This window comes from Fontimonas thermophila (genome assembly GCF_900113085.1).
In the GTDB taxonomy this organism is placed as follows: domain Bacteria; phylum Pseudomonadota; class Gammaproteobacteria; order Nevskiales; family Nevskiaceae; genus Solimonas; species Solimonas thermophila.
Map to the genome: position 1 here is coordinate 1 of NZ_FOOC01000016.1, position 21,300 is coordinate 21,300.

Here is a 21,300-nt window from a genome sequence, read left to right on the forward strand (position 1 = left end):
CCATTGCGCAGCAGCCGCGTGTATGCCCCCGCGCCGAAGCGCAGCACCTCGATCAGGCTGGCCAATGGGCGGTCGTCGGGCGTGGCGTCGTTCCAGCCGAGCCAAGCGTCGGCGCGGCCGAAGGTGCAGGCGATCAACGTGCGCTCCTGATCGAGGGTGAGCGGCGCAAAACGCAGGCCGATCCGACGGCCGCGCTGGGCGGCGATCCGCGCCTCTCACGGCAATGCCGCGGCGATGGCCTTCGACGTGCGCCTGAACATGCCGGACGGGCGGGCGCTCATCCGGGTCATCGACGTGATGACCTTCGACGATACCGGCAGGTTCGCGTCGATGCGCGCCTACTGGGGCCCATCCGACATGGTGTACGAACGATGACTCCGGCGGCGTTGCAGCGCCTCGCCGACCGCCTGGAGCTCGAGGCGCTGGTGATCCGCTACGCCAATGCCATCGACCGCCGCGACTTCGCCTCGCTCGACAGCGTGTTCACGGCCGATGCCTACATCGACTATCGCGCGATGGGCGGCATCGACGGCCCGTATCCGGTGGTCAAGCAATGGCTGCCGCAGGCGCTCGGCCATTTCCCTGGCTATATGCATCTGATCAGCAACTGCGAGTTCCAGATCGATGGCGACCGCGCGCACGGCCGCATCGCCTGCTTCAACCCGATGGTCGTGCCCCGTCCCGAGGGCGGCACCGACACCATGTTCCTCGGACTGTGGTATCTCGATGCATACCTGCGCACCGCCGACGGCTGGCGCATCACCCGGCGGGTGGAGGAGAAGAGTTACGACTTCAACGTGCCGGCTTGGCTCAAGGCCGTGGTGAATCCCGCTTGAGCGCGCCACGCTACCAGTAACGGTAAGTCAGCTCGATGCCGAGGCTGCGCGGTTCGCCCCAGACGACGGCGCGGTCCGCGTGCGGCACATTGTCGATCGCAATCAGCGGGTAGTCCTCGTCGGCGAGATTGCGTCCAAAAAGGGCGATGTCCAGCGCGCCGCGACCGCCCCAGCCGCGCAGATTGCCGGCTACCAGGCGTGCGTTCCACAAACCGTAGGCAGGAATCGAGGTCAACCCCCGTCGCTGCTCGGTGATGACCTGCCCTTGGCGCTCGGCGGTGTAGTGGTAGGCAACATAAGCGCGCAGCTCGCCCCAGCCACGGCGCAGTGCGGTCCAGTCCAGCGCCACCACGCCGGAATGCCGCGGTGCCGATGGAAACGGATACAGATGCGCGACGTTGCGGCCGTCTGGATCGAGCACGCGCTGCACCTCGGCGTCGAGATAGGCGTAATCCGCAGAGAGGGTGAAATCCGGCGTCAACCGCACCGTGGCGTCCAGCTCCAATCCCCGCATGCGCGCCTTGCCGGCGTTGATCGTCTTGGTGTCGGAGATCGTGCCGGGGATCAGGAAATTGATCTGCATGTCGGTGTAGTCGCTGCGGAACACATCGGCATTGAGCCGCAGCCGGCGATCCCACCACTCGCTCTTGATGCCGGCTTCGTAAGACTGCACGGACTCCGGGGCAAAGCCATCGACGAATCCGAAGCCATACGGGTTGTCCGGGGAGGCGCCGGAGACGTGCGGATCGCGCACATTGAATCCTCCGCTTTTGTACGCCTCGACGGACTTGGCGTACAGCCGCACGCTCGGACCGAGATCGTAGGCGACGACGAAGGCGCTGGCATCGTCACGGAAGCGCCGCGCCGCCGGCACGTGGTCGAAGCGCTCGCCCGAGGACAGCAGCGTCGCGCTGCCGCGCCCGCCGGACTGGACTTCGACATAGGTATCGCTGATGCGGAACTTGACCGCCCGGCGCGTATCTTCGGAATGCCGGTAGCCGGCGGTCAGGTGCAGCCGGTCGCTCACCCAGGGGAGATCCGGCGTCCATGTCACCTGGCCGAACACTGCGGTCGCGCGGTTGTCGATGGTCCAGTCCAGGTTCACGAAATTCACCAGACGCAGCAGCTCGATCTGGTTGAAATCGACGACACCGAGATTGCCCAGGGCATCGAACAGCGCGTCGGTGGTGAACAGCGTCGGATCGAGTGCGTCGAGATTGTCGAGCGGGATCACCGTGCTCAACTGGTGGTTGAGGCGGTTGCGGTCTTCGCGCCCGCGCTCGCGGAAGTGATAGGCGCCGACGACGTAATCGATCGCATCGTCGAAGAGCCGGCCGGTGAGCTGCACTTCGTGTGACCACTGCCGCTGGGTAACGGTGGGAATCACCAGCGGCGTCGGTCCGCCGTTGGCCACCGTCGCTGCCGGGCCGTCATAGGCGTGACTGTCCAGGCGGTAGGTGGTCGAGCCCAGACCGCCACCGAGATCGGCATATTCCTCGTCGCGCAGGTTGCGCAGGGCGCCGATGTACTTCAGCTCGTGGACACCGAGCGGTAGCGTCAGGGTCAGTGCGTGACCGTCGATGTCCGTGCCCGATGGCACCATCGGCGCGCCGCTCGCCAGCGCTGTGAGACGCGTCTGCGCATAGCGCGTCTGCGAAACCGCATAGGGCTTGAACAACTCGGCCTGGCCTTTGTCCGTCTGCGGCGGCAAGACCGACTGGAACATGTAATTCACATAGCGCAGATCCATGCGCTCGTAGCTGTAGTCGGCAATGAATCCGCCGGCTGGCATCCAGCGCAGTGCGGCACGGCCGGCCCATTCTTCGCGATCGCCGAAGTCGGCCCCGGGCCCGAGGTTTTCGACGTACCCGTCGCGGCGGCTGCCGAGCGCAGCCAAGCCCAGCGCGAGCGTCTCGGACAGCGGCAGATTGAACGAGGCGCGCGCCCGGTAGTCCGCGCGACTGCCGCCGCTGAGCTGCATGGACATTCCGAATGCATCCGGGGTCGGCCGCTTGGTGATCAGGTTCACCGCGCCGCCGGTGGTGTTGCGCCCGTACAGCGTGCCCTGCGGGCCACGCAGCACCTCGATGCGTTCGAGATCGGCGATGTCGAGTGCAAGTCCGACCGAGCGCGCGATGTACACCCCATCCAGATAAATGCCGACGGCCGGATCCTGGGTGAGCTGGGCGTCGAACACACCGACGCCGCGGATGAACAGGCGCAGCGTGGCGTTGTGCGTCGGGAACGGCTCGACGGTCAACCCCGGCACGTTGCCGCTCAAATCCTGCACGCCGCGGATACCGCGCAGCTCGATGGTCTCGCTGTTGAAGGCCTCGATCGAGATCGGGGTGTCCTGTACCGAGGCGGCGCGACGCTCGGCGGTGACGATGATGGGCTCGAGCGCGGCGGAAGCCTCCGCTTCCGCAGGGGCTTGGGCCTGTGGGGAAGCGATCGGCGGCTCCACGGGAATCGTCGCCGGTACCGCATGCTCGTCATCGGCGGCCCAAGCAGCCTGCGGCAAGCCGCTGCCGGCCAGCGCCAGCACCGCGGCATACCGCCACGCTCTCCACGCCCGCAGCGCTGCGGTCCAGGTGGCTGCGGCAACCCGTCCGTTGCCATGCGCATCGCCGCAGACGCAGCGCACGGTGCTGCCCACCCGGGGATGCTTCACGCGGCCTTGGTCTGCGGCGCGCCGGCGAAACCCTTGGCGTGGTAAATCCCTTCGACGCTCTTTTGGATCTCCTCGCGCTGGGCGCGTGGGTTGTAGAACTGCCGGTACCACTGCCGCTGCTTGAGGAAGGGGCCATCGCCCTGCACGTACAGCCCCTTGATGTTCGGCCGCTTGTGCTTCCATACCTCGAAATCCTGCGCGAACGCGGCGAGCGCCGCGTCCTGGTAAGCGCGCGCGGCGATGCGGTCCTGCTCGCTGGCGACGGCGCCGCTCGCCGACTTCACCAGCAGGTTGTGCCAGACCTGGGTCACCCCGTCGTCAACCGGAGTGTGCGCGATGATGATCCACGAGTCGTACAGCCCGCTCATGCGCGTCAGCAGCAGGCTTGGACCGTGATAGGTCGCCGTCGTCAGCAGCATGGCGCCGCCATCGGCGACCAGCGTGCGGTGCCCGCCGCCCATGCGCTGGATCGCCATGTGCCCGCGGAACTCGTTTTCGAAGAATTTCGTACGCGACCCGTGCACCGGATCGAAGTGGGCGACGTCGGTGATGTTGTCGATGATCTCCTGCGGATGGACGTTGATCGTGCCCAGGTCGTCGTAAGCGCCGATGACCCAGGCCGGGTCGTTCCATTCGGGGATCTCCGGCAGCTCGTAGTCGGGCTCGCCGCCTTCCTCGTCGTACCAGACGAAGACCGCGCCCAGATGCTCGCGCACCGGCCAGGAACGCACCCTCGCCGCCGGCGGGATCGGCCCCGAGCTGTACGGGATGTGGTTGCACTTGCCATCCGGACCGAAGCGCCAGGCGTGGTAGGGGCAGCGGATCGAATCGCCCTCGACCTGACCATCCTGCGCGACATAGGACGTGGTGTTGCGCGCCAGATGCGTTCCCATGTGCGGACAGTACGCGTCGAGCAACACGACGCGGCCGCTGTGCTTGCCGCGGTAGAGCGCGAACTCCCGGCCGAAGAAGCGCACGCCCCGTGGCCGGTCGGTGACCTTCGCGCTTTCCGCGACCATGAACCAGCCGCGCGGAAATGTGAATTCGCCGAGGCCGTATTCCTTCGTCGTTGCCATGTCGGATGCTCCGTGCCCGGTGGCGGCTGAGCGGCGCCGGGCGCAGTGAATGAAACGGCGGCGGTACCCGCCGCAGGCGTCTGGCAGTGTGGAAACCGCGTCCCGGCGCTGCATCATCCGTTTGAGTGAAGCCCCACGCAGCGGCAGGGCGTCTGATGCGCAAAACCCGATCGCACGCATGAAACCCATGAGGACGAACTCCCTGCTGGCCGCGGTGATCACGGGGGTGCTGCTCGCCGCTTGCAACAGCAGCGACACGCCCCAGCCTGGCGTTACAGCCGACGGCATTCCGCAACTGCGGCGCGACGGCCGCTGGCTCGTCGATCCACACGGCCGCGTCGTGCTCACGCATGGCGTCAACCTGGTCTGGAAGCGCGCTCCCTATGTGCCGCCAGATGCGCCCGCGGGCTTTCGCACCGCCGATGCCGACTGGCTCGTCGCCCATGGCTTCAACTCGGCGCGGATCGGCACTTTGTGGGTCGGCGTCTCGCCGCAGGCCCCTGGCGTCATCGACACCGACTATCTCGCGCAGTGGGACCGCATCGTGCACCTGCTGGCGAGCCGACGCATCTGGATCCTGTTCGACTTCCATCAGGACATGCTCGGCCACGTCTATCAGGGCGAGGGCGTGCCGGACTGGGCCGTAGCGCGCATCCAGGGGCCGTTCACGACCCTGCTCGGCCCACCGGGCTTCGGGTTTCCGTTCAATTACTTCACGCCCCAGGTCTCGGAAGCCTACGACAGGCTCTGGGCGGAACGCGGCGTGGTCTGGGACGGCTTCCGGGACGCCTGGGTGGCGGTGGCGCGCCGATGGCGCGCACAGCCGTACTCGATGGGCTACGACCTGCTCAACGAACCCTGGGCCGGCATGGAATACCCGCTGTGCCTGCAACCGTGGCTGGGCTGCCCATCCCATGAGCGGGACGAATTGCAGCCGTTCTTCATGCATGCGCTCTCCGGCATCCGCGCGGTGGATCCGCACAACCTGGTGTGGTTCGAGCCACAGCCCTTGATCAGCACCGGTGCGCCAGCCCGGGGCTTTACCGCCATCCCCGGCGAGACGCAGCTCGGATACTCGTTCCACTACTACTGCCCGCTCAACACGCTGGCCAATGCCGCCCAGCTCGATCTGGTCGATGCGCTGCCGTTCGGCCCGCAGGACACCTGCGAGAACTTCGGCAATGCCACGTTGGCCGAGGCACGGGCGCAGGCCGACCAGATGCAGGCGGTGGAACTGCTGACCGAGTTCGGCGCCACCGACGAGTTGCCCGTGCTCGCCGAGGTCACGCGCCAGGCCGACGAGCACCTGATCGGCTGGCAATACTGGCAGTACAAGAACTTCGACGATCCGACCACCGAGTCGCAGGACAGCGGTGCGCAAAGCCTGTTCGCCGACGATGCGGATCTGTCGAGCGCCAAGATCGAGAAGCTCAAGATCCTGAGCCGCACCTATCCGCAGGCCACCGCGGGCGTTCCGCTGGCCCTGTCGTTTGATCCGCAGACCGCCGAGTTCGTGTACCGCTACACGCCGCGACCCGCGACGGCGCCGACCGAGATCTTCGTGCCCGTCGCGTTGCATTACCCGGACGGCTACCGCGTCGAAGTCAGCGGCGCGCGCGTGCTGTCGGCAGCCAACACCTCACCCCTGGTGCTGGAGAACCTCCCCGGTGCCGACGAGGTCAGCGTGCGCGTGACGCGGCTGCCGTAGCCCTGCCCGCAGCAGCATCCGTCGCCAGCGCAGCAGGACGAGGACTGCGAGCGCCCATCCGGTGAACACGCCGCCACCGCTGCCGCCACCGGCTGCGGTCATCTCGTCGGTGCACCCCGCGCGGATGTCCTCGCAAAGATGCATGCGGCCGCTGCGATCGGCAAACGCGCGTGCCGACCGGCGGTAGAAGCTGTAGCGTTCATGCCAGTCGGCGTCGGCGAGCAGGCGCGCATCGGCATCGGCGTATCCCGGCTCGCCGGGCTGCTTGAGCCAGCGGTCGAACCAGGCCAGCGTGTAATGCGCGGCCATCGGCTGACCCCAGCCGCCGCGGCAGACATCGCCGGTGGTGTCCGCGCACCAGGAAGTGGCCGGAAAGCTCGGGATCAGCGACCACTCGAAGTGCGAGCTGCCCTGGATCTGGATGGTGAACTGGAACACGGGAACCCCGGCGTCCCGCCAGCGCCGATAAGCCGCCTTGTGCTCCTCGGGGTCGGGCACTTCGGTGGCTGGCCGCGGGGTGAAGCCGTATTCGCTGGTCTGACCCATCGCCGGCACCCGCGGCACGACATCGCTGCCAAGGCGATCCCAGGCGACGATCACATCGACCGGATTCTGCGCATCGAGCAGTCCTGGCCAAAGCTCGGCACCCTCGGCGCCATAGGCCTGCACCACGGACACGCCGGTTGCGCCCAGCGAGTGGCCGGCCAATCCCAGGCGCTCGCGATCCAGGCGTGCGGCATGCGGATTGAACGCCGTCACCACGGTCGGATACCGGTCCGCGCAACGCAGGTTGTGTGGATACGGCTGCACGCTGCTGGAATGGAAGAAGTCGATCGCATCGACCAGTCCGTCCCAGAACACCGCCGGGTTGAAGTTGCCGCCCTGCTCGCCGTCAGGGGTCTGCAGATCCGAACGGCCCTGCCCCCGCGGATCGAAGGTCATCACCACATAGCCGGCGCGCACCAGCATCTGCGCCGCCCACCAGTACAAGGGCTCGGAAGCCTGGATCGAACCGTTTTCGATGATCACGCCGGGCAGCGTGTTGCCGCCGGTGCGTGGTGCCCACACGCGGCCGGAAATGCGCGCGCAGCCGCGGTCGTAGAACACCACCGGGATCACCTCCGCCTCCTGAGTGTAAAACGCCGCGCCGTCGGCTCCGGGCGCCTGCGGATAGCGGAACGGATCGCCGGCGCACTGCTCGCCCCAGGTCGCGCACAAGGGCGCCAGCGGCGTATTGCCGGAAGGCGCGGAAATCCAGCTCGGATCGGCCGCGGCGCGCGCGTTCCATTCCAGCAGATTGGCCAGACTCTGCATCTGCCAGCGCATCATGAATGCCGGATTGGCGAGCTGCTCGGCGGGCGCCTCGGTGCTGCGCGCGACGTTGGCGAGATCGCGCGCAGTCCATTCCGCAGAAGGATACTCCGGCCCCTCCGGAATGCTCCAGGCACTGCCGGCATACAGCGCGGCAAACCCTGCCAACAGCCGGATCCCCACACGCATCGCACACTCCGTTCGTGTTTCGGCACCGCCTTGACGCAGTACCCCGAGTCTGCGGATTTTGCCGCCGGTGCGCCAGAGCCGCGCCGGCCGTATCCGCCGTCGGTGCCGGGGTAGTCACTTCGGATGATGCTGTGCGGGCGGAATTCTGTGAAAAACCCGGTTACACCCTTTGACTGCGCCGGGTTTGCGCCGGCCAGGAGTGAAATGCCGTGCACACCGCCAGCCCCAAGACCGTTTCCCTCGTCAGCCCCGACGTACTGGTGCAGCGCGCACGCGAGATGATCCCGCGCCTGAAGGCACGCGCCGCCCAGTGCGAGGCCCAGCGCCGCATACCGGACGAAACCATCGCCGAGATGCAGGAGGCGGGGTTTTTCCGCGTGCTGCAACCCAAGCTCTACGGCGGCTACGAGATGGATCCCCAGGTGTTCTACGACATCCAGATGGCGCTTGCCGAAGGCTGCATGTCCACGGCCTGGGTCTATGGCGTCGTCGGCGTGCACAACTGGCAGATCGCGCTGTTCGATCCGCGCGCGGCGCAAGACGTCTGGGGCAAGGACACCAACGTACGCATCGCCTCGACCTACATGCCCAAGGGACAGGTCACGCCGGTTGAGGGCGGCTTCCGCTTCTCCGGGCGCTGGGGTTTTTCCAGCGGCATCGACCACTGCGACTGGGTGTTCCTCGGCGGTCTGGTGTTCAACGAGGGCCAGCCGCCCGAGTACCGCACTTTCCTGCTGCCGCGTTCGGATTTCGAAGTCATCGACACCTGGCACGTGATGGGCCTCAAAGGCACCGGCTCGAAGGACATCGTGGTCAAGGATGCGTTCGTGCCGGAATACCGCACACACAAGGCCTCCGACGGTTTTCTGGGAACCAATCCCGGACGCGAGACTTTCACGTCGGACTTGTACAAGCTGCCGTTCGGACAGATCTTCGTGCGCGCGGTCTCGACCGCCGCGATCGGCGCGCTGCAGGGCGCGCTCGACACTTTCATCGATTTCGCCAGGGTGCGCGTCGGCGACATGGGCAACAAGACCGCGGAGCAAGGCCCGGCACAGCTCGCCGCGGCACAAACCGCAGTCGCGATCGACGAGATGAAGCTCGTCCTGCGCCGCAACTTCCAGGTGCTGCAGGAGAAAATCCGCAACAAGCAGCCGCTCGACGACATCCCGCAGCGCCTGCTGTTCCGTTTCCAGGCCGCGCAAGTGGTCGAGCGCTGTGCCCAGCACGCCTACCAACTGTTCTCGGCCTGCGGCGGGCGCGGCATCTTCACGGATTTCCCGTTGTACCGCTACGTCTTCGACATCTTTGCCGCGCGCGCGCACTACGCCAACAACCCCGACCAGTTCGGACGCAACTATGGCGCGGTGATGCTCGGCCGCGAGAACACGGACTTTTTCATCTAAGAAGCATGGACATCCTGTCCAGGACCGCGCCGTCCCTGGCGCGGTGTTCCAAGACAAGCGGAAGGCGCAGGTCATGAGTCAGGCGGGTTGGGATCAGGAATACGACGTCGTCGTCGTCGGCTCCGGCGCCGGTGGCATGACCGCGGCGCTGTGCGCGCACGCGCACGGCTTAAGCAGCGTCGTCATCGAGAAATCCGACCGCTACGGCGGCACGTCGGCGGTCTCCGGCGGCGGCATCTGGATCCCCTGCAATGACGACATCGCCAAGACCGGGGGCAGCGACTCCTACGAGCAAGCGCTGACCTATCTCAAGCATCTGATCGGCGACAGCGTCCCGCAGGCGCGCATCGAGGCCTACCTGAAGAACGCGCCGGAGATGGTGCGCTACCTCGCCCGCACGTTCGACGTGCACTTCCACAACGTCCCCAAGTATCCGGACTACTACCCGAACGTCCCCGGCGGCAAGGAAGGCTGGCGCTCGATGCAACCGCAGGCTTTCGACGCGCGCCTGCTCGGACCGGAGTTCGACCGGCAGCGCGAGCCCATCCCCGGGACCTTGCTGATGGGTCGCATCGCGATGGACCAGATCGAGGCGCACACGCTGTTCTCGCGCGGACCCGGCTGGGTGGGACTCACGCTCAAGCTCATGCTGCGCTACTGGCTCGACTTCGGCTGGCGCCGCCGCACCCATCGCGATCGCCGCCAGGTGCTCGGCCAGGGGCTGGTCGCGGCCCTGCGCCACGCCATGCTGCGCCGGGACATCCCGCTACAGCTCAACACCGCGCTTTCGTCGCTGATCGAGGACGGCGGGCGCGTGATCGGGCTCGTCGTCGAGCAGAACGGGCGCACGCTGCGCTACCGCGCGCGTCACGGCGTGGTCCTCGCCTGCGGCGGCTTCGAATCCAACCAGCAGATGCGCGAACGCTATCTGACCCAGCCGACGCAGGCGCGCTGGACCGCGGCACCGCCGATCAATCACGGCGACGGCATCCGCGCGGCGCAGGCCCTCGGCGCCCGGCTCGGCCACATGGACTGGGTCTGGGGATCGCCAACCGTGTACAAGCCCGGTGCGCCGCCGCAGGTTGCGCTGTTCGTCGAACGCGGCATGCCCGGCTGCGTGGCGGTGAACAAAAAAGGCCGGCGCTTCGTCAACGAGGCTGCGCCGTATCCGGACTTCCGCAACGCGATGTATGCCGACGACGCCAAGGGCAACGGCACCATCCCGTGCTGGCTCGTGTTCGACGCAACCTTCCGCTACAAGTACCCGATGGGCATCTTCCTGCCGGGACAGATCCAGCCGGACCACAAATTACCCAAGGACTGGCTCGACCGGATCTACTACCGTGCCGACACCCTCGATGCGCTCGCCGCCAAGATCGGCGTCGATGCCGCGGGCCTGAAAGATACGGTCGCGAAGATGAACGCCTACGCCCAGACCGGTGTCGATCCGGAATTCCACAAGGGCGACACCGCGTTCGACCGCTATTACAGCGACCCCAGCGTCAAGCCCAACAGCTGTCTCGGCCCGATCGTCAAACCGCCGTTCTACGCCGTGCCGCTGTGGCCGGGCGAGATCGGCACCAAGGGGGGGCTGGTCACCGACGAACACGCGCGCGTGCTGCGCGAGGATGGCAGCTTGATCGGCGGCCTCTACGCGGTCGGCAATACCGCCGACGCGGTCATGGGCCCGACGTATGCGGGCGCCGGCTCGACGCTGGGTCCGGCGATGACGTTCGCGTACATCGCGGCGCGCGACCTCGCCGCGCAGGCGGCCGCATCCGGCATCAGGGCCGCGGCATGAGCGGCCCGGTTACTGCGCATCGCACATCGGCCGCGCACACCCGCGCAAAGGACAGCATATGGCTCGCCTGAGTGGACGTATCGCACTGGTCACCGGCGCGGGACAGGGCGTGGGCCAGGGCATCGCCTTTGCGCTCGCCGCCGAGGGCGCCGCAGTCGCCGTCGCCGGGCGCACCCGTTCCAAACTCGACGCCACCGTCGCCGAAATCGAAGCACGCGGCGGCAGGGCGCTCGCCGTCGAATGCAACGTGCGCGATGCCGCCTCGCTCGCATCCTGCGTGGACCGCGTCGTCCGCCACTTCGGCGGGCTCAACATCCTCGTCAACAACGCCCAGGAAGTGCCGCTCGGCACGCTCGATACCGTCACCGACGAAGCCTTCATCGCCGGTTGGGAATCGGGGCCGCTTGCGACCTTCCGGCTGATGAAACTCTGCCATCCGTATCTCAAGGGCGGCGGCTGCATCATCAACTTCGGCTCGTCGGCGGCCAAGCGCTGGGATCTCGCCGGCTACGGCGCCTATGCCGCGGTCAAGGAGGCGATCCGCCAGCTCACCCGCGCGGCCGCCTGCGAATGGGCGCGTGACGGCATCCGCACCAATGCAATCCTGCCGCTTGCCGATTCACCGGCGATGCAGGGGTGGACGCGCGCGCGCCCGCAGGAAGCCGCCGCCTTCATCGCCACGATTCCGCAAGGTCGTGTCGGTGATTGCGAAGACGACATCGGCCGCTTCGTCGTCGCCCTGTGCTCGGACGACTGCCGCTACATCAACGGCCAGTCGATCGGCGTCGATGGCGGACAGGCCTATCTCGGCTGACCCGGACCGGCGGCTTCACAGGCGCAACCGGCCGGTGCGGATGCGCTGCGGGTGATCGCCGACCGGCACGCTGGCGATTTCCCGCGCCTCGTCGAAGGAAATCACCGACACGCGGTCCTGCTCGCTGACCGAAACGTAGCAATACCGGCCATCGGCACTCTCCGTGGCCCAGTAAGGCTTGGCCCCGAGAGGCGTGTCGGCGAGCGGGATCGTGCGGGATTCAACGTCGCGCGATCGACGATCAGCAGTCGCCGCGCCTGCACCCGCCGATGGAGACAGATTTCCCACTGCCACGGCTCGCACCATCGGACGAGGCGGCGACGCCGGCGGGCGCCGACGATACCGCCGCATTCGCCGTCGTGGAGTCCGCCATGCCAGCTTCCGTCTTTTCGCCACTCCGTATCGGGCCGCTGACGCTGCGCAACCGTTTCATCAAGTCGGCCACCAACGAAGGGATGGCCAAGGGTGGCGTGCCGTCGAAACTGCTGGTCGAACACCACCGGCGCATCGCCGCCGGCGGCGCGGCGATGACGACGGTCGCTTACTGCGCGGTGGAACCGGACGGCCGCACCTTCGAAGACCAGATCACGCTCGATGCGGCGAGCATCCCGCATCTGCGCGTGCTCGCCGAAGCGGTACACCGCGAGGGGGCTGCGGCCTGCGCGCAGATCACGCACGGCGGCGCCTTCACCTTCCTGCCCCGCCTGCAGAACACCCGATACCCGCTGAGCGCCTCCGGCGGCTTCAACGCGGCGGGCGTCATCAGTGGCCGGCTGCTGAAAACGGCGATGTCGGTATCCGAGATGAACACTCTGGCCGCGCGCTTTGCCGATGCCGCGCGGTGCGCGCAGAACGCCGGTTTCGACGCCGTCGAGATCCACATGGGCCACGGCTATCTGCTCAGCCAGTTCCTCTCGCCGAAATACAACCGCCGCCGCGATGCCTACGGCGGCACGCCGGATCGGCGCGCGCGCTTCCCGGCGCAGGTCCTGCAGCGCGTGCTCGATGCGGTCGGATCCAGGCTCGCCGTGAGTTGCAAGATCAGCGTGACCGAAGGCTTTGCCGGCGGCGCCACCGCCGCCGATGCGGTGGAAGTGGCGCGCGTGCTGGAGCGCACAGGCGCGCATCTGCTGGTGCTCTCCGGCGGCATGAACGTGGAATCGCCATGGGCGATCTTCGGCAGCAATCTGCCGGCCGCCGCGGTGGAGACGATCCAGAATCCCGTGGTCAGGCTCGCCACCCGCCTGATGCGGCTGTGGGAACCCAAAATCACCTTCCGCGAGCTTTATCTCCTCGAACATTCGCGGCAGGTGCGCGCCGCGGTTACGCTCCCGCTCGCCTATCTCGGCGGCGTCCAATCGCTCGCGGCCGCGCAGCGGGTGCTGGATGAAGGCTTCGACGGCATCGCCATGGGCCGGGCGCTGATCCATGACCCGGATCTGGTCAACAAATTCCGCGATGGCCGCGCGACGGTCTCCGGCTGCACCGCCTGTAACGCCTGTGTGGTGGCGATGTACTCGCCCGGCGGTACGCGCTGCGTCCTCGGCCCGGAGAACGATGCTGCCCTCAACCGCAGACCGGCGGCGTCGTGAGTTGCGCGCGGCTCCCGCCGGCGGGACTCGATCCGCTCGGCTGCAAGCTGCGGTTGGCTTCGACATGTTCCGCAATCCACGCCGCGAGCGCGCGCGGCTGGGCGAGCGGCAGCCAGTGCCCGGCATCGACCTCGCGCCGGTGCAGGCGCGGAACCATGTCGGCGAGATCGTCGAACAAGGCCGGCCGCACATAACGGTCGCGCAGCGGCACGATCAACTGCACCGGCACCTCGACCCGGCGCGGGCGGGGAGGCCGCAGCCGCGGTGCGAAATTGGCGCGGTAGAGCTTGACGCCGTGGCGGCCATCGCGCGCCCGCATCGGATCAGGCGGCACCGACACCGCTTCCGTGCGTGACAGCCACCACGGCCAGTGCGCGGCCAACCCGAGGCGCCACGGCAGGGCGCCAAGCCCCGGGATCAGAAAAGCGCCGATGTACCAGGAATGCGCGAGCTGGCGCAGCGCCCCGGCGATGTGCCGGAGGCGGCGGCTGGCGAGACGGCGGCGCAGCCAGGCGCGCGCGTATTCGATGTCCGGACCGGAAATCGACGTGAAGCTGGCGATGCGGCCGGCGAGTGCTGGTGCGCTCAGCGCCGCCCAGGACTGGATCGATCCCCAGTCGTGGCCGACCAGGTGCACCATCTGGTGCGATCTGACCGCGTCGATGACCGCGGCCAGATCGCCGACCAGATGCTCCAGCGCATAGTCCGCCACCCGGCGCGGCGCGCTCGACCGCCCGGCGCCGCGCACGTCGTAGGCGACGACGTCATAACGGTCCGCCAGCGCCTCGGCGACGCCATCCCAGACCGAGGCCCGGTCGGGATAACCGTGCACGAGCACGACCACCGGCCGGCCGTCGGCAATCCCCCATCGATACAGCGCAAGGCGCACGCCCGCATGGTGCACGTAGTCGGTGACATCCATCGTCCATCGCTCCCGGGCGGGCCATGCCGCATGACCCGCACTGGCATTCATACAGGGTTTGGCCGCACACCGTAGTGGCGGCAGGAACGCGACGATTATGTCCGCGCTTCGAGGATGCGCACACGGTCACCCCCGCGCACGGCGGCGAGCGCGCGCGTGGCTTCGAGCGTCTGGGTGCGGTGCACTTTGATGTGCCGGAATCCGATCCGGCGCAGGCGCTCGCGGACCTGCGCCGGGTTCTGGAAATGCACGTACATGCGGCCGCGCACGAACAGTTCGAGAATCTTGCCGAAGGCGAGCATGCCGACGTTGCGGTTCTCTTGCAGCAGATACAGATCGGACAGATACAGCCCGGCCGGAAACTGCCGCATAACCTGTGCGATGCGCCGCCAGACACCGGCGGCGGTGTCCGGATCGAGGTAGTTCATCAGCCCCTCGGTGATGATGGCCACGCCCTGGTTGGGATCGAGCGTGCGTGCCACCGCGGCGAGCGAACGCGCCCCTTCCTCGGCCAGCGCATCGAGCTCGACGACACGATGCCGGGCCGACAACCAGCCCGCGTTTTCGAGCAATCGTCGTTTGGTTGCCACCATCGCCGGCAGATCGGTTTCGAGATAGGTGATGCGCTCGCCATAGCGCTGGCGCATGCGCAAGCCGCGCGCCGACAGACCGGCGGCGATCTCGATGATCTGCGTGACTTCTCCGGCATCGATCGCGCGCATCAGCACCGCGTCGATCCCCTTGTGGCGGGCCAGCATCATCGCATCCAGCGAAACGCCGCTGAGCACGCGGGTGAGCCGGGTGAGCGCGCGAAAGCCGCGGTCCAGCCGCCGGCCTTGCGGCGTGACCAGCTCGGCGGGCGACAGGCCGTGGCGGTACCAGAGATATCCGGTGGCGTAGGCCGTGGGGCTGATGCGGTCGGTCGGGTCGGCGCGCATGCAGATGCTTACACGCCCGGTGCGCCGGGAAAGCCGGCGTAGTACTGCCCGGTGAGCATGCCGCCATCGACGGCGATCTCCGCGCCACACAGATACGACGATTCGTCGCTGGCGAGGAACAGGTTGACGTAAGCCACCTCCAGCGGCTCGCCGACACGCTGCAGCGGCACCATCGTATAGCGCTTGTTCACCTCGGCCTTGGGCTCGGCGTAGGGATTGCCCATCGCGGTATCGATGCCGCCGGGATGCACGGAATTCACGCGCACACCCTTGTGCCCGAATTCCATCGCCGCCACCTTGGTGAATCCGCGCACGGCCCATTTGCTCGCGCTGTAGGCGCCCAGGCCGTTTGCACCCTTCATGCCATCGACGGACGAAACGTTGATGATCGAGCCGCGGCCGCGCGCGACCATCTGCGCACCGGCCAGCTTGGTGCCGAAAAAGCAGCCGACGAGATTGACTGCGAGAATGCGCTCGAACTCGGCCTTGCTCGTGTCGGCGATGGTCTTGAACAGCAGCACGCCGGCATTGTTGACCAGCACGTCCACCGGCGCGAAGGCCTGCGCCGTCTGCGCCAGCAGCCGCTGCCAGCCTGCCTCGTCGGTCACATCGTGATGGACGAAGCGCGCCGCCTGCCCGAGCTCGGCGGCGAGCCGTTCGCCTTCGGCATCGAGCACGTCGGCGATGACCACACAGGCCCCGTGCTCGACGAACAGCCTGGCCGTCGCCGCACCCATGCCGCGCGCACCGCCGGTGATGATCGCCACCTTGCCCTGGAGCCGCTTCATCGCCACCTCCTCCGCTGCCATCGCCCATCCTGCGCGCGGACGACGCGCGCCGGCATCACCCGAACGCATGACCGCGTTTTCGAGCACGGCCGGCTCGTCCTTCCGGATGATGCCCTGCGCACGGCTGCGCAGTATCGGTAGGCACCCTTGCCGGGCACCGGCAAGGCGACGTCCACGGCCCGAGGAGGCGACGGGACCCGACCCGCTGCGCCGCGGTTTTGAGGACACCGACACAAACGACCACAGGAGTCAGGCACGTGCGCATGGAGAACCAGACTCGCATCCGCCTTGCGGCGGGATGCATTCCTTTGCTGTTCACCCTGTCCGCTGCCGGCCAGACGCCGGCGCAAACCGCGGCTGCGGACAACGCAGACAGTACAGAGCCGGTGGCGCTCGATGCGATTGAAGTCACCGCCCAGCGGCGCGTCGAAAAACTGCAGGACGTGCCCGTTGCGGTGACGGCGCTGCCGGAAAGCCAGATCAACGCGCGCGGCATCGACGACATCGGCGATCTCAACGCCCTCGCGCCGGGCTTGCAGATCAGCAAGACGCCCTCGAACACGACGATCTCGCAGATCACGATCCGCGGCGTCAGCCAGATCAATCCGGCGATCTACTGGGATCCGGCCGTCGGCGTCTACATCGATGGCATTTACCTCGGCAAAGCCCAGGGCTCGATCTTCAATCTCGTCGATCCATCGCGCATCGAAGTGCTGCGCGGCCCGCAGGGCACGCTCTATGGCCGCAACACGCTCGCCGGCGCGATCAACATCGTGACGCGTGCGCCGAGCGGCAGCTTCAGCGGCAGCGCCAGCGTCGAGATCGGCAACTACGACGCGTTCGTGCAGCGCGCGTCGGTGGATTTGCCGCGCGTCGGCATCGCCAACATCGCGATCGGCGCACGCAGCGAACAGCGCGACGGCTGGGTCGACACGACGCGCGAGAGCTCCGTCCCCGCGCTCAACGACCGCAACAATCATGGCTTTCGCCTTGCCGCCGATCTCGACTTCGCACCCAGCCTGCGCGGCGAGTACCGCTTCGACTTCTCGACCGTCGATCAGACCAACAACTTCGATCAGCTCTACCGGCTGGAGCAGACCGGCGTGTTCGATCCGAGCTCGCCGCTCAACGCGCTGTACCCGGCGGTCGTTGCGTTTGCGTCGCGCCAGCGCCTGGAAAATGCCAGCGTCGATGCGCCGTCATTCGAGCGTTCGCGGGTCCAGGGACACTCTTTTACGCTGAGCTACGATCTCGACGACGACATGCAGATCAAGTCGATCTCCGGTTTTCGCCGGCTCGACTGGAACGATTCGCTGGATCTCGACGGCGGCCCGACCGATCTGGTGTGGACGCAGCGCTTCACCGACTACGAGCAGTTCTCGCAGGATTTGCAACTGCTCGGCAATGCCGGGCGCTGGACCTACGTGGCCGGTATTTATTACTTCGGCGACGACGGCCACACCAACAACCCGCAGCGGTTCTTCGGCGGCGGCGCTGAATACGACTCCCGCTACGCGACCCAGACCGCGGCCTGGGCCGGTTATGGCCAGGTGGATTTCCGCCCGCTCGATCCGCTGACGCTCACGGCCGGCGTGCGCTACACGCGCGAGAAAAAAGAACTCGACCGTGTCTTCGGTGTCCGCGGCGATCCGAGCGATCCGTTCTTCTACCTGATCCCGGAAGGCACGCATGCCGAGGACACCTTCGCTGCCACCACGCCGATGGCCGCAATCGCCTGGCGGTTCAACGAACGGCTCAACGTGTACTTCCGCTACGCCGAGGGCTTCAAGAGCGGCGGCTTCAACGGCGAGTTCAGCCAGCCTCCTTCGGGTGATCCCGGTGAAGACATCCCTGCGCTGATCGCGCTCAATCTCGCCGAAACGCGGCGGCCCTTCGATCCGGAGCACCAGCGCTCGTTCGAACTCGGCGCGAAAAGCTCCTACCTCGGCGGCCGCGCGCTGTTCAACGCCGCGGTCTTCCACAACCAGCTCAAGGACTTCCAGGCCTCGATCTTCCAGGGCACCGGCGCAGCGGCGACGATCATCCGCAACGTCGGCGACGCGACCATCAACGGCCTTGAGCTGGAATTCGCGCTCATCCCCATCGATGGCACCCAGATCCGCGCCAACTACGCCTACCTGGATGCGGAATACGACGATTTCCGCGATGCGCAGGGCAACAACGTCGCGCGCAATCGTGCCTTCGTGCACGCGCCCGAGCACAGCTTCAACGTGGTCATCGACAGCGAACTGCTGCGCCGCGGCTGGGGCGCGCTGCATGCCGTCGTCGATTACGCGTGGACGGACGATTTCTACACCTATCCGTACCAGCTCACCCCGGTCGCGTTCGAACAGGTCGCCGGCGACACCGAAGTGCAGGCGCACGGGTTGCTCAACCTGCGTCTGGCGTTCACGGACATCCCGCTCGGCGACCGCGGCACCGGCGAGCTGGCCCTGTGGTGCCGCAACGCTCTCGACGACGACACCGCGAGCAACTTCATCGACTTTGGCCCCGCCTTCGGCAGCCTGACCGTGGCCAACTTCGAAGAACCGCGCACCTTCGGCATCACCGGCACCGTGCGCTGGTGAGTCGTACCATGCCAGCACGGGGCCGGCCTGCGTGCCGGCCCCGTGCGTTTGCGCATGCCCATCCGTGCGCCCAGGCGCGCACAGTGCAAGTGCCCCTAACAAGTGCCCCTACTCAAGACGGACGAAGATTCACCGCGGCGATCACCAATAATGGCCGCATAGGTGCGTTGTTTGCGCCCGCTGGTGTCATCCCTGCCCATGTCCCAATCCGCCGAAGCGCCGTCGCACGTCCTGCCGATCGAAGCACCGCTACGCCTGGTCTCGGCCGAAAGCGTGCCGTGGGACGGCGAGTGCGACGTGCTCGTCGCCGGCTTGGGCGCCGCCGGCGCGGCGGCGGCGATCACCGCCCGGGAAGCCGGCGCCGATGTGCGGATCGCCGAGCGTTTCGACGGCGGCGGGGCAACGGTCAAAAGCGGCGGCATCGTCTATCTCGGCGGCGGCACGCGCTACCAGATCGAGGCCGGCTATGCGGACACGCCGGAGGCGATGTTCAACTACCTGCGCCAGGAATGCGGCGATGCGGTCAGCGAGGCGACGCTGCGCGCCTTTTGCGCGGGCAGTAGCGAGCTGCTCGCCTGGCTGGAGTCGATCGGCGTGACCTTCCAGTCCTGCCCGCAGCCGCCCAAGACCTCGTATCCGAAGGACGGCACCTACCTCTATTTCTCCGGCAACGAAGCCGTGCCCGCGTATGCCGCCAAGGCGCCGCCCGCGCCGCGCGGCCATCGCGTGAAAGCCCCGGGCATCGACTCCGGCCGCGAACTGTACGCGGCGCTGTGCCGGCGCGTCGAGGCGCTCGGCATCCCCATCTGGCGCCAGACGGCGGTGCGCCGGCTGATCCTCGATGCCGATGGCGCGATCATCGGCGCCGAACTGGCCCGCCTCGAACCCGGTTCCGCCGCGCAGCGTGCGCATCGCCGGCTGATCCGCCGCGCCGAGGCCTTGCACAACGTGCTGCCGGCGCGTGCCGACCGTTTGCGCGCACAGGCCCTCGCCCTGGAGCAGGCCCATGCCCGGCCGGTGCGCGTGCGCGCGCGCCGCGGCGTCGTGCTCGCCACCGGCGGCTTCATCTTCAACCGCGAGATGGTGCGCCAGCATGCCGGCCGCTATCTGCCGGCGATGCGTCTGGGCGCAACCGGCTGCGACGGCAGCGGCATCCGCCTGGGCTTGAGCGTCGGCGCCGTCGCCGCGCGCATGGACAGAGTCTCGGCATGGCGGTTCATCAACCCGCCCAGCGCCTGGCCGCGCGGCATCGTCGTCGGGCCGGACGGCCGGCGGTTCTGCAATGAACAGGTTTACGGCGCAAAGCTCGGCGTCGAGATGGTCGAGCGCGCCGGCGGCCGCGCCTGGCTGATCCTCGACGCACGGCTGCGCCGCGCCGCGCTGCGCGAGGCGCTGTTCGGACGGCTGTGGTTTTTCCAGAGCGTGCCGGCGCTGCTGCTGATGCTGTTGGCGCCGCGCGCGCGTTCGATCGAGGCGCTCGCCCGCAAGCTGGGCCTGCCGCCAGAACCCCTGCGCGCGACCGTGGACGCCTACAACGCCGCCGCGCGTGGCCAGCGCGAGGATGAGTACGGCAAGTCGCCGGAGCTGCGCGCGGCGCTCGCGCACGCGCCGTATTACGCGATGGACATCTCCGCCGGCAGCAAGACCTTTCCGTGCCCGGCGATCACGCTCGGCGGTCTGGTCGTGGATGAGGTCAGCGGTGCCGTCTTGAACGAGCACCGCCAGCCGATCGCCGGACTCTACGCCGCCGGCCGCACCGCGGTCGGCATCGCCTCCCATCGCTACGTCAGCGGCCTGTCGCTCGCCGATTGCCTGTGGTCCGGCCGGCGCGCCGGCCGGCACGCGGCAGCACGCACGGACTGATCCACAAACACGCACACGGGAACCAACATGGGACGAGTGAACGGCAAGGTCGCGATCATCACCGGTGCCGCCAGCGGCGTGGGCAAGGAAGATGCCCTCCTGCTCGCGCGCGAAGGCGCCAGGGTGGTTCTCACCGACGTCAACGAGGACGCCGGCCGCGAGGTGGCCAAGACCATCGGCGATGCGGCACTGTTCGTGAAGCACGACATCGCTTCGGAAGAAGACTGGCGCCGCGTCATCGCCCTCACCCAGGACACCTTCGGCGGCCTGGACGTGCTCGTCAACAACGCGGCGATCCTCAAGCAGGCGAGCATCGAGGACACCACGCTCGAACTCTGGGAACAGGTGCAGCGCGTCAACAGCACCGGCTATTTCCTCGGCTGCCACTACGGCTACAAGGCGATGAAAGCGCGCGGCGGCGGCTCGATCATCAACATGTCGTCGATGGCCGGCATCGGCGGCGTCTCCTCGTTCTGCGCCTACAGCGCCTCCAAGGCCGCGGTCGCCGGCCTGACCCGTTCGATCGCGGCGTACAGCCGCTTCCACCGCATCCCGATCCGCTGCAACAGCATCCACCCGGACGGCATCAAGACACCGATGGTGTTCAACCTGCCGCGCGATCCGCACAAACCCTCGACGGTACGCGAGGGCAATGACCCCAAACGGCTGATGGACCGCTTCTGCGAGCCGATCGACATCGCCCATCTGGTGCTGTTCCTCGCCTCGGACGAGTCGCGCTTCATCAACGGCGCGGAGCTGCGCATCGACAACGGTTATCTGATGTGGGCGGACTGACG

General features: G+C 67.5%; 17 protein-coding genes. 10 read left to right on the forward strand and 7 right to left on the reverse strand.

All coding sequences use genetic code 11. The features are described 5' to 3' along the window. Positions 1-156: 156 nt before the first annotated feature. Both BMZ48_RS11725 and BMZ48_RS11730 read left to right on the forward strand, forming a co-directional pair. Positions 157-375, forward strand: coding sequence for a nuclear transport factor 2 family protein (locus BMZ48_RS11725; RefSeq protein ID WP_234981632.1), 219 nt, complete (start codon positions 157-159; stop codon positions 373-375). After that, positions 372-836 (forward strand): nuclear transport factor 2 family protein, encoded by a 465-nt coding sequence (locus tag BMZ48_RS11730; protein WP_091535508.1) that lies wholly within the window; start codon positions 372-374, stop codon positions 834-836. The genes BMZ48_RS11725 and BMZ48_RS11730 overlap by 4 nt, the downstream gene beginning before the upstream one ends. A 10-nt stretch (positions 837-846) precedes the next feature. On the opposite strand, the gene BMZ48_RS11735 is transcribed toward BMZ48_RS11730, so the two are convergent. Both BMZ48_RS11735 and BMZ48_RS11740 read right to left on the reverse strand, forming a co-directional pair. Next, complete coding sequence (locus BMZ48_RS11735; RefSeq protein ID WP_234981633.1) at positions 847-3,507, reverse strand: TonB-dependent receptor; 2,661 nt, start codon at positions 3,505-3,507, stop codon at positions 847-849. Next, positions 3,504-4,583, reverse strand: coding sequence for a 3-ketosteroid-9-alpha-monooxygenase, oxygenase component (locus BMZ48_RS11740; RefSeq protein WP_091535555.1), 1,080 nt, complete (start codon positions 4,581-4,583; stop codon positions 3,504-3,506). Before BMZ48_RS11740 ends, BMZ48_RS11735 begins: the two co-directional genes overlap by 4 nt. 187 nt (positions 4,584-4,770) lie before the next feature. Here BMZ48_RS11740 and BMZ48_RS11745 point away from each other — a divergent pair, with 187 nt between their 5' ends. Then, positions 4,771-6,291 (forward strand): cellulase family glycosylhydrolase, encoded by a 1,521-nt coding sequence (locus BMZ48_RS11745; protein WP_234981634.1) that lies wholly within the window; start codon positions 4,771-4,773, stop codon positions 6,289-6,291. On the opposite strand, the gene BMZ48_RS11750 is transcribed toward BMZ48_RS11745, so the two are convergent. Beyond that, positions 6,223-7,791, reverse strand: coding sequence for an acetylxylan esterase family protein (locus tag BMZ48_RS11750; RefSeq protein WP_143383691.1), 1,569 nt, complete (start codon positions 7,789-7,791; stop codon positions 6,223-6,225). The genes BMZ48_RS11745 and BMZ48_RS11750 overlap by 69 nt on opposite strands. Before the next feature lie 278 nt (positions 7,792-8,069). On the opposite strand from BMZ48_RS11750, the gene BMZ48_RS11755 reads away from it, so the two are divergent. From BMZ48_RS11755 to BMZ48_RS11765, 3 genes are all read left to right on the forward strand, one after another. Continuing rightward, positions 8,070-9,197, forward strand: coding sequence for an acyl-CoA dehydrogenase family protein (locus BMZ48_RS11755; protein WP_091535561.1), 1,128 nt, complete (start codon positions 8,070-8,072; stop codon positions 9,195-9,197). A gap of 73 nt (positions 9,198-9,270) precedes the next feature. Continuing rightward, positions 9,271-10,998, forward strand: coding sequence for an FAD-dependent oxidoreductase (locus tag BMZ48_RS11760; protein ID WP_091535563.1), 1,728 nt, complete (start codon positions 9,271-9,273; stop codon positions 10,996-10,998). Between the two features lie 58 nt (positions 10,999-11,056). Next, positions 11,057-11,812, forward strand: a complete 756-nt coding sequence (locus tag BMZ48_RS11765) for an SDR family NAD(P)-dependent oxidoreductase (protein ID WP_091535515.1) — start codon at positions 11,057-11,059, stop codon at positions 11,810-11,812. Between the two features lie 15 nt (positions 11,813-11,827). On the opposite strand, the gene BMZ48_RS12905 is transcribed toward BMZ48_RS11765, so the two are convergent. Then, positions 11,828-12,106 (reverse strand): YncE family protein, encoded by a 279-nt coding sequence (locus BMZ48_RS12905; protein ID WP_200769616.1) that lies wholly within the window; start codon positions 12,104-12,106, stop codon positions 11,828-11,830. Between the two features lie 77 nt (positions 12,107-12,183). On the opposite strand from BMZ48_RS12905, the gene BMZ48_RS11770 reads away from it, so the two are divergent. Next, positions 12,184-13,404, forward strand: a complete 1,221-nt coding sequence (locus BMZ48_RS11770) for an NADH:flavin oxidoreductase (RefSeq protein WP_200769617.1) — start codon at positions 12,184-12,186, stop codon at positions 13,402-13,404. Here the strand turns inward: BMZ48_RS11770 and BMZ48_RS11775 are convergent. From BMZ48_RS11775 to BMZ48_RS11785, 3 genes are all read right to left on the reverse strand, one after another. After that, the gene (locus BMZ48_RS11775; protein ID WP_091535520.1) at positions 13,379-14,326 is read right to left on the reverse strand and encodes an alpha/beta fold hydrolase; all 948 of its coding nucleotides are present in this window, start codon (positions 14,324-14,326) and stop codon (positions 13,379-13,381) included. The two genes, BMZ48_RS11770 and BMZ48_RS11775, sit on opposite strands and share 26 nt — an antisense overlap. A 95-nt stretch (positions 14,327-14,421) precedes the next feature. Next, positions 14,422-15,264 (reverse strand): class I SAM-dependent methyltransferase, encoded by an 843-nt coding sequence (locus BMZ48_RS11780; protein WP_091535521.1) that lies wholly within the window; start codon positions 15,262-15,264, stop codon positions 14,422-14,424. Between the two features lie 8 nt (positions 15,265-15,272). Beyond that, complete coding sequence (locus BMZ48_RS11785) at positions 15,273-16,052, reverse strand: glucose 1-dehydrogenase (protein ID WP_091535573.1); 780 nt, start codon at positions 16,050-16,052, stop codon at positions 15,273-15,275. Positions 16,053-16,315: 263 nt separating this feature from the next. Here BMZ48_RS11785 and BMZ48_RS11790 point away from each other — a divergent pair, with 263 nt between their 5' ends. From BMZ48_RS11790 to BMZ48_RS11800, 3 genes are all read left to right on the forward strand, one after another. Next, positions 16,316-18,640, forward strand: coding sequence for a TonB-dependent receptor (locus tag BMZ48_RS11790; protein WP_091535522.1), 2,325 nt, complete (start codon positions 16,316-16,318; stop codon positions 18,638-18,640). A gap of 198 nt (positions 18,641-18,838) precedes the next feature. Beyond that, on the forward strand, positions 18,839-20,503 hold the full coding sequence (locus BMZ48_RS11795) for an FAD-binding protein (RefSeq protein WP_091535523.1): 1,665 nt from the start codon (positions 18,839-18,841) through the stop codon (positions 20,501-20,503). 27 nt (positions 20,504-20,530) lie between these two features. Further along, positions 20,531-21,298 (forward strand): SDR family oxidoreductase, encoded by a 768-nt coding sequence (locus BMZ48_RS11800; RefSeq protein WP_091535524.1) that lies wholly within the window; start codon positions 20,531-20,533, stop codon positions 21,296-21,298. Positions 21,299-21,300: the final 2 nt, after the last annotated feature.

Excerpts from the sequence above, each read along its gene's own strand:
- BMZ48_RS11730 (WP_091535508.1), top strand. The coding sequence starts at position 372 with ATGACTCCGGCGGCGTTGCAGCGCCTCGCCGACCGCCTGGAGCTCGAG.
- BMZ48_RS11740 (WP_091535555.1), bottom strand. The coding sequence starts at position 4,583 with ATGGCAACGACGAAGGAATACGGCCTCGGCGAATTCACATTTCCGCGC.
- BMZ48_RS11745 (WP_234981634.1), top strand. The coding sequence starts at position 4,771 with ATGAGGACGAACTCCCTGCTGGCCGCGGTGATCACGGGGGTGCTGCTC.
- BMZ48_RS11750 (WP_143383691.1), bottom strand. The coding sequence starts at position 7,791 with ATGCGTGTGGGGATCCGGCTGTTGGCAGGGTTTGCCGCGCTGTATGCC.
- BMZ48_RS11755 (WP_091535561.1), top strand. The coding sequence starts at position 8,070 with ATGATCCCGCGCCTGAAGGCACGCGCCGCCCAGTGCGAGGCCCAGCGC.
- BMZ48_RS11760 (WP_091535563.1), top strand. The coding sequence starts at position 9,271 with ATGAGTCAGGCGGGTTGGGATCAGGAATACGACGTCGTCGTCGTCGGC.
- BMZ48_RS11765 (WP_091535515.1), top strand. The coding sequence starts at position 11,057 with ATGGCTCGCCTGAGTGGACGTATCGCACTGGTCACCGGCGCGGGACAG.
- BMZ48_RS11770 (WP_200769617.1), top strand. The coding sequence starts at position 12,184 with ATGCCAGCTTCCGTCTTTTCGCCACTCCGTATCGGGCCGCTGACGCTG.
- BMZ48_RS11775 (WP_091535520.1), bottom strand. The coding sequence starts at position 14,326 with ATGGATGTCACCGACTACGTGCACCATGCGGGCGTGCGCCTTGCGCTG.
- BMZ48_RS11780 (WP_091535521.1), bottom strand. The coding sequence starts at position 15,264 with ATGCGCGCCGACCCGACCGACCGCATCAGCCCCACGGCCTACGCCACC.
- BMZ48_RS11785 (WP_091535573.1), bottom strand. The coding sequence starts at position 16,052 with ATGAAGCGGCTCCAGGGCAAGGTGGCGATCATCACCGGCGGTGCGCGC.
- BMZ48_RS11790 (WP_091535522.1), top strand. The coding sequence starts at position 16,316 with ATGGAGAACCAGACTCGCATCCGCCTTGCGGCGGGATGCATTCCTTTG.
- BMZ48_RS11795 (WP_091535523.1), top strand. The coding sequence starts at position 18,839 with ATGTCCCAATCCGCCGAAGCGCCGTCGCACGTCCTGCCGATCGAAGCA.
- BMZ48_RS11800 (WP_091535524.1), top strand. The coding sequence starts at position 20,531 with ATGGGACGAGTGAACGGCAAGGTCGCGATCATCACCGGTGCCGCCAGC.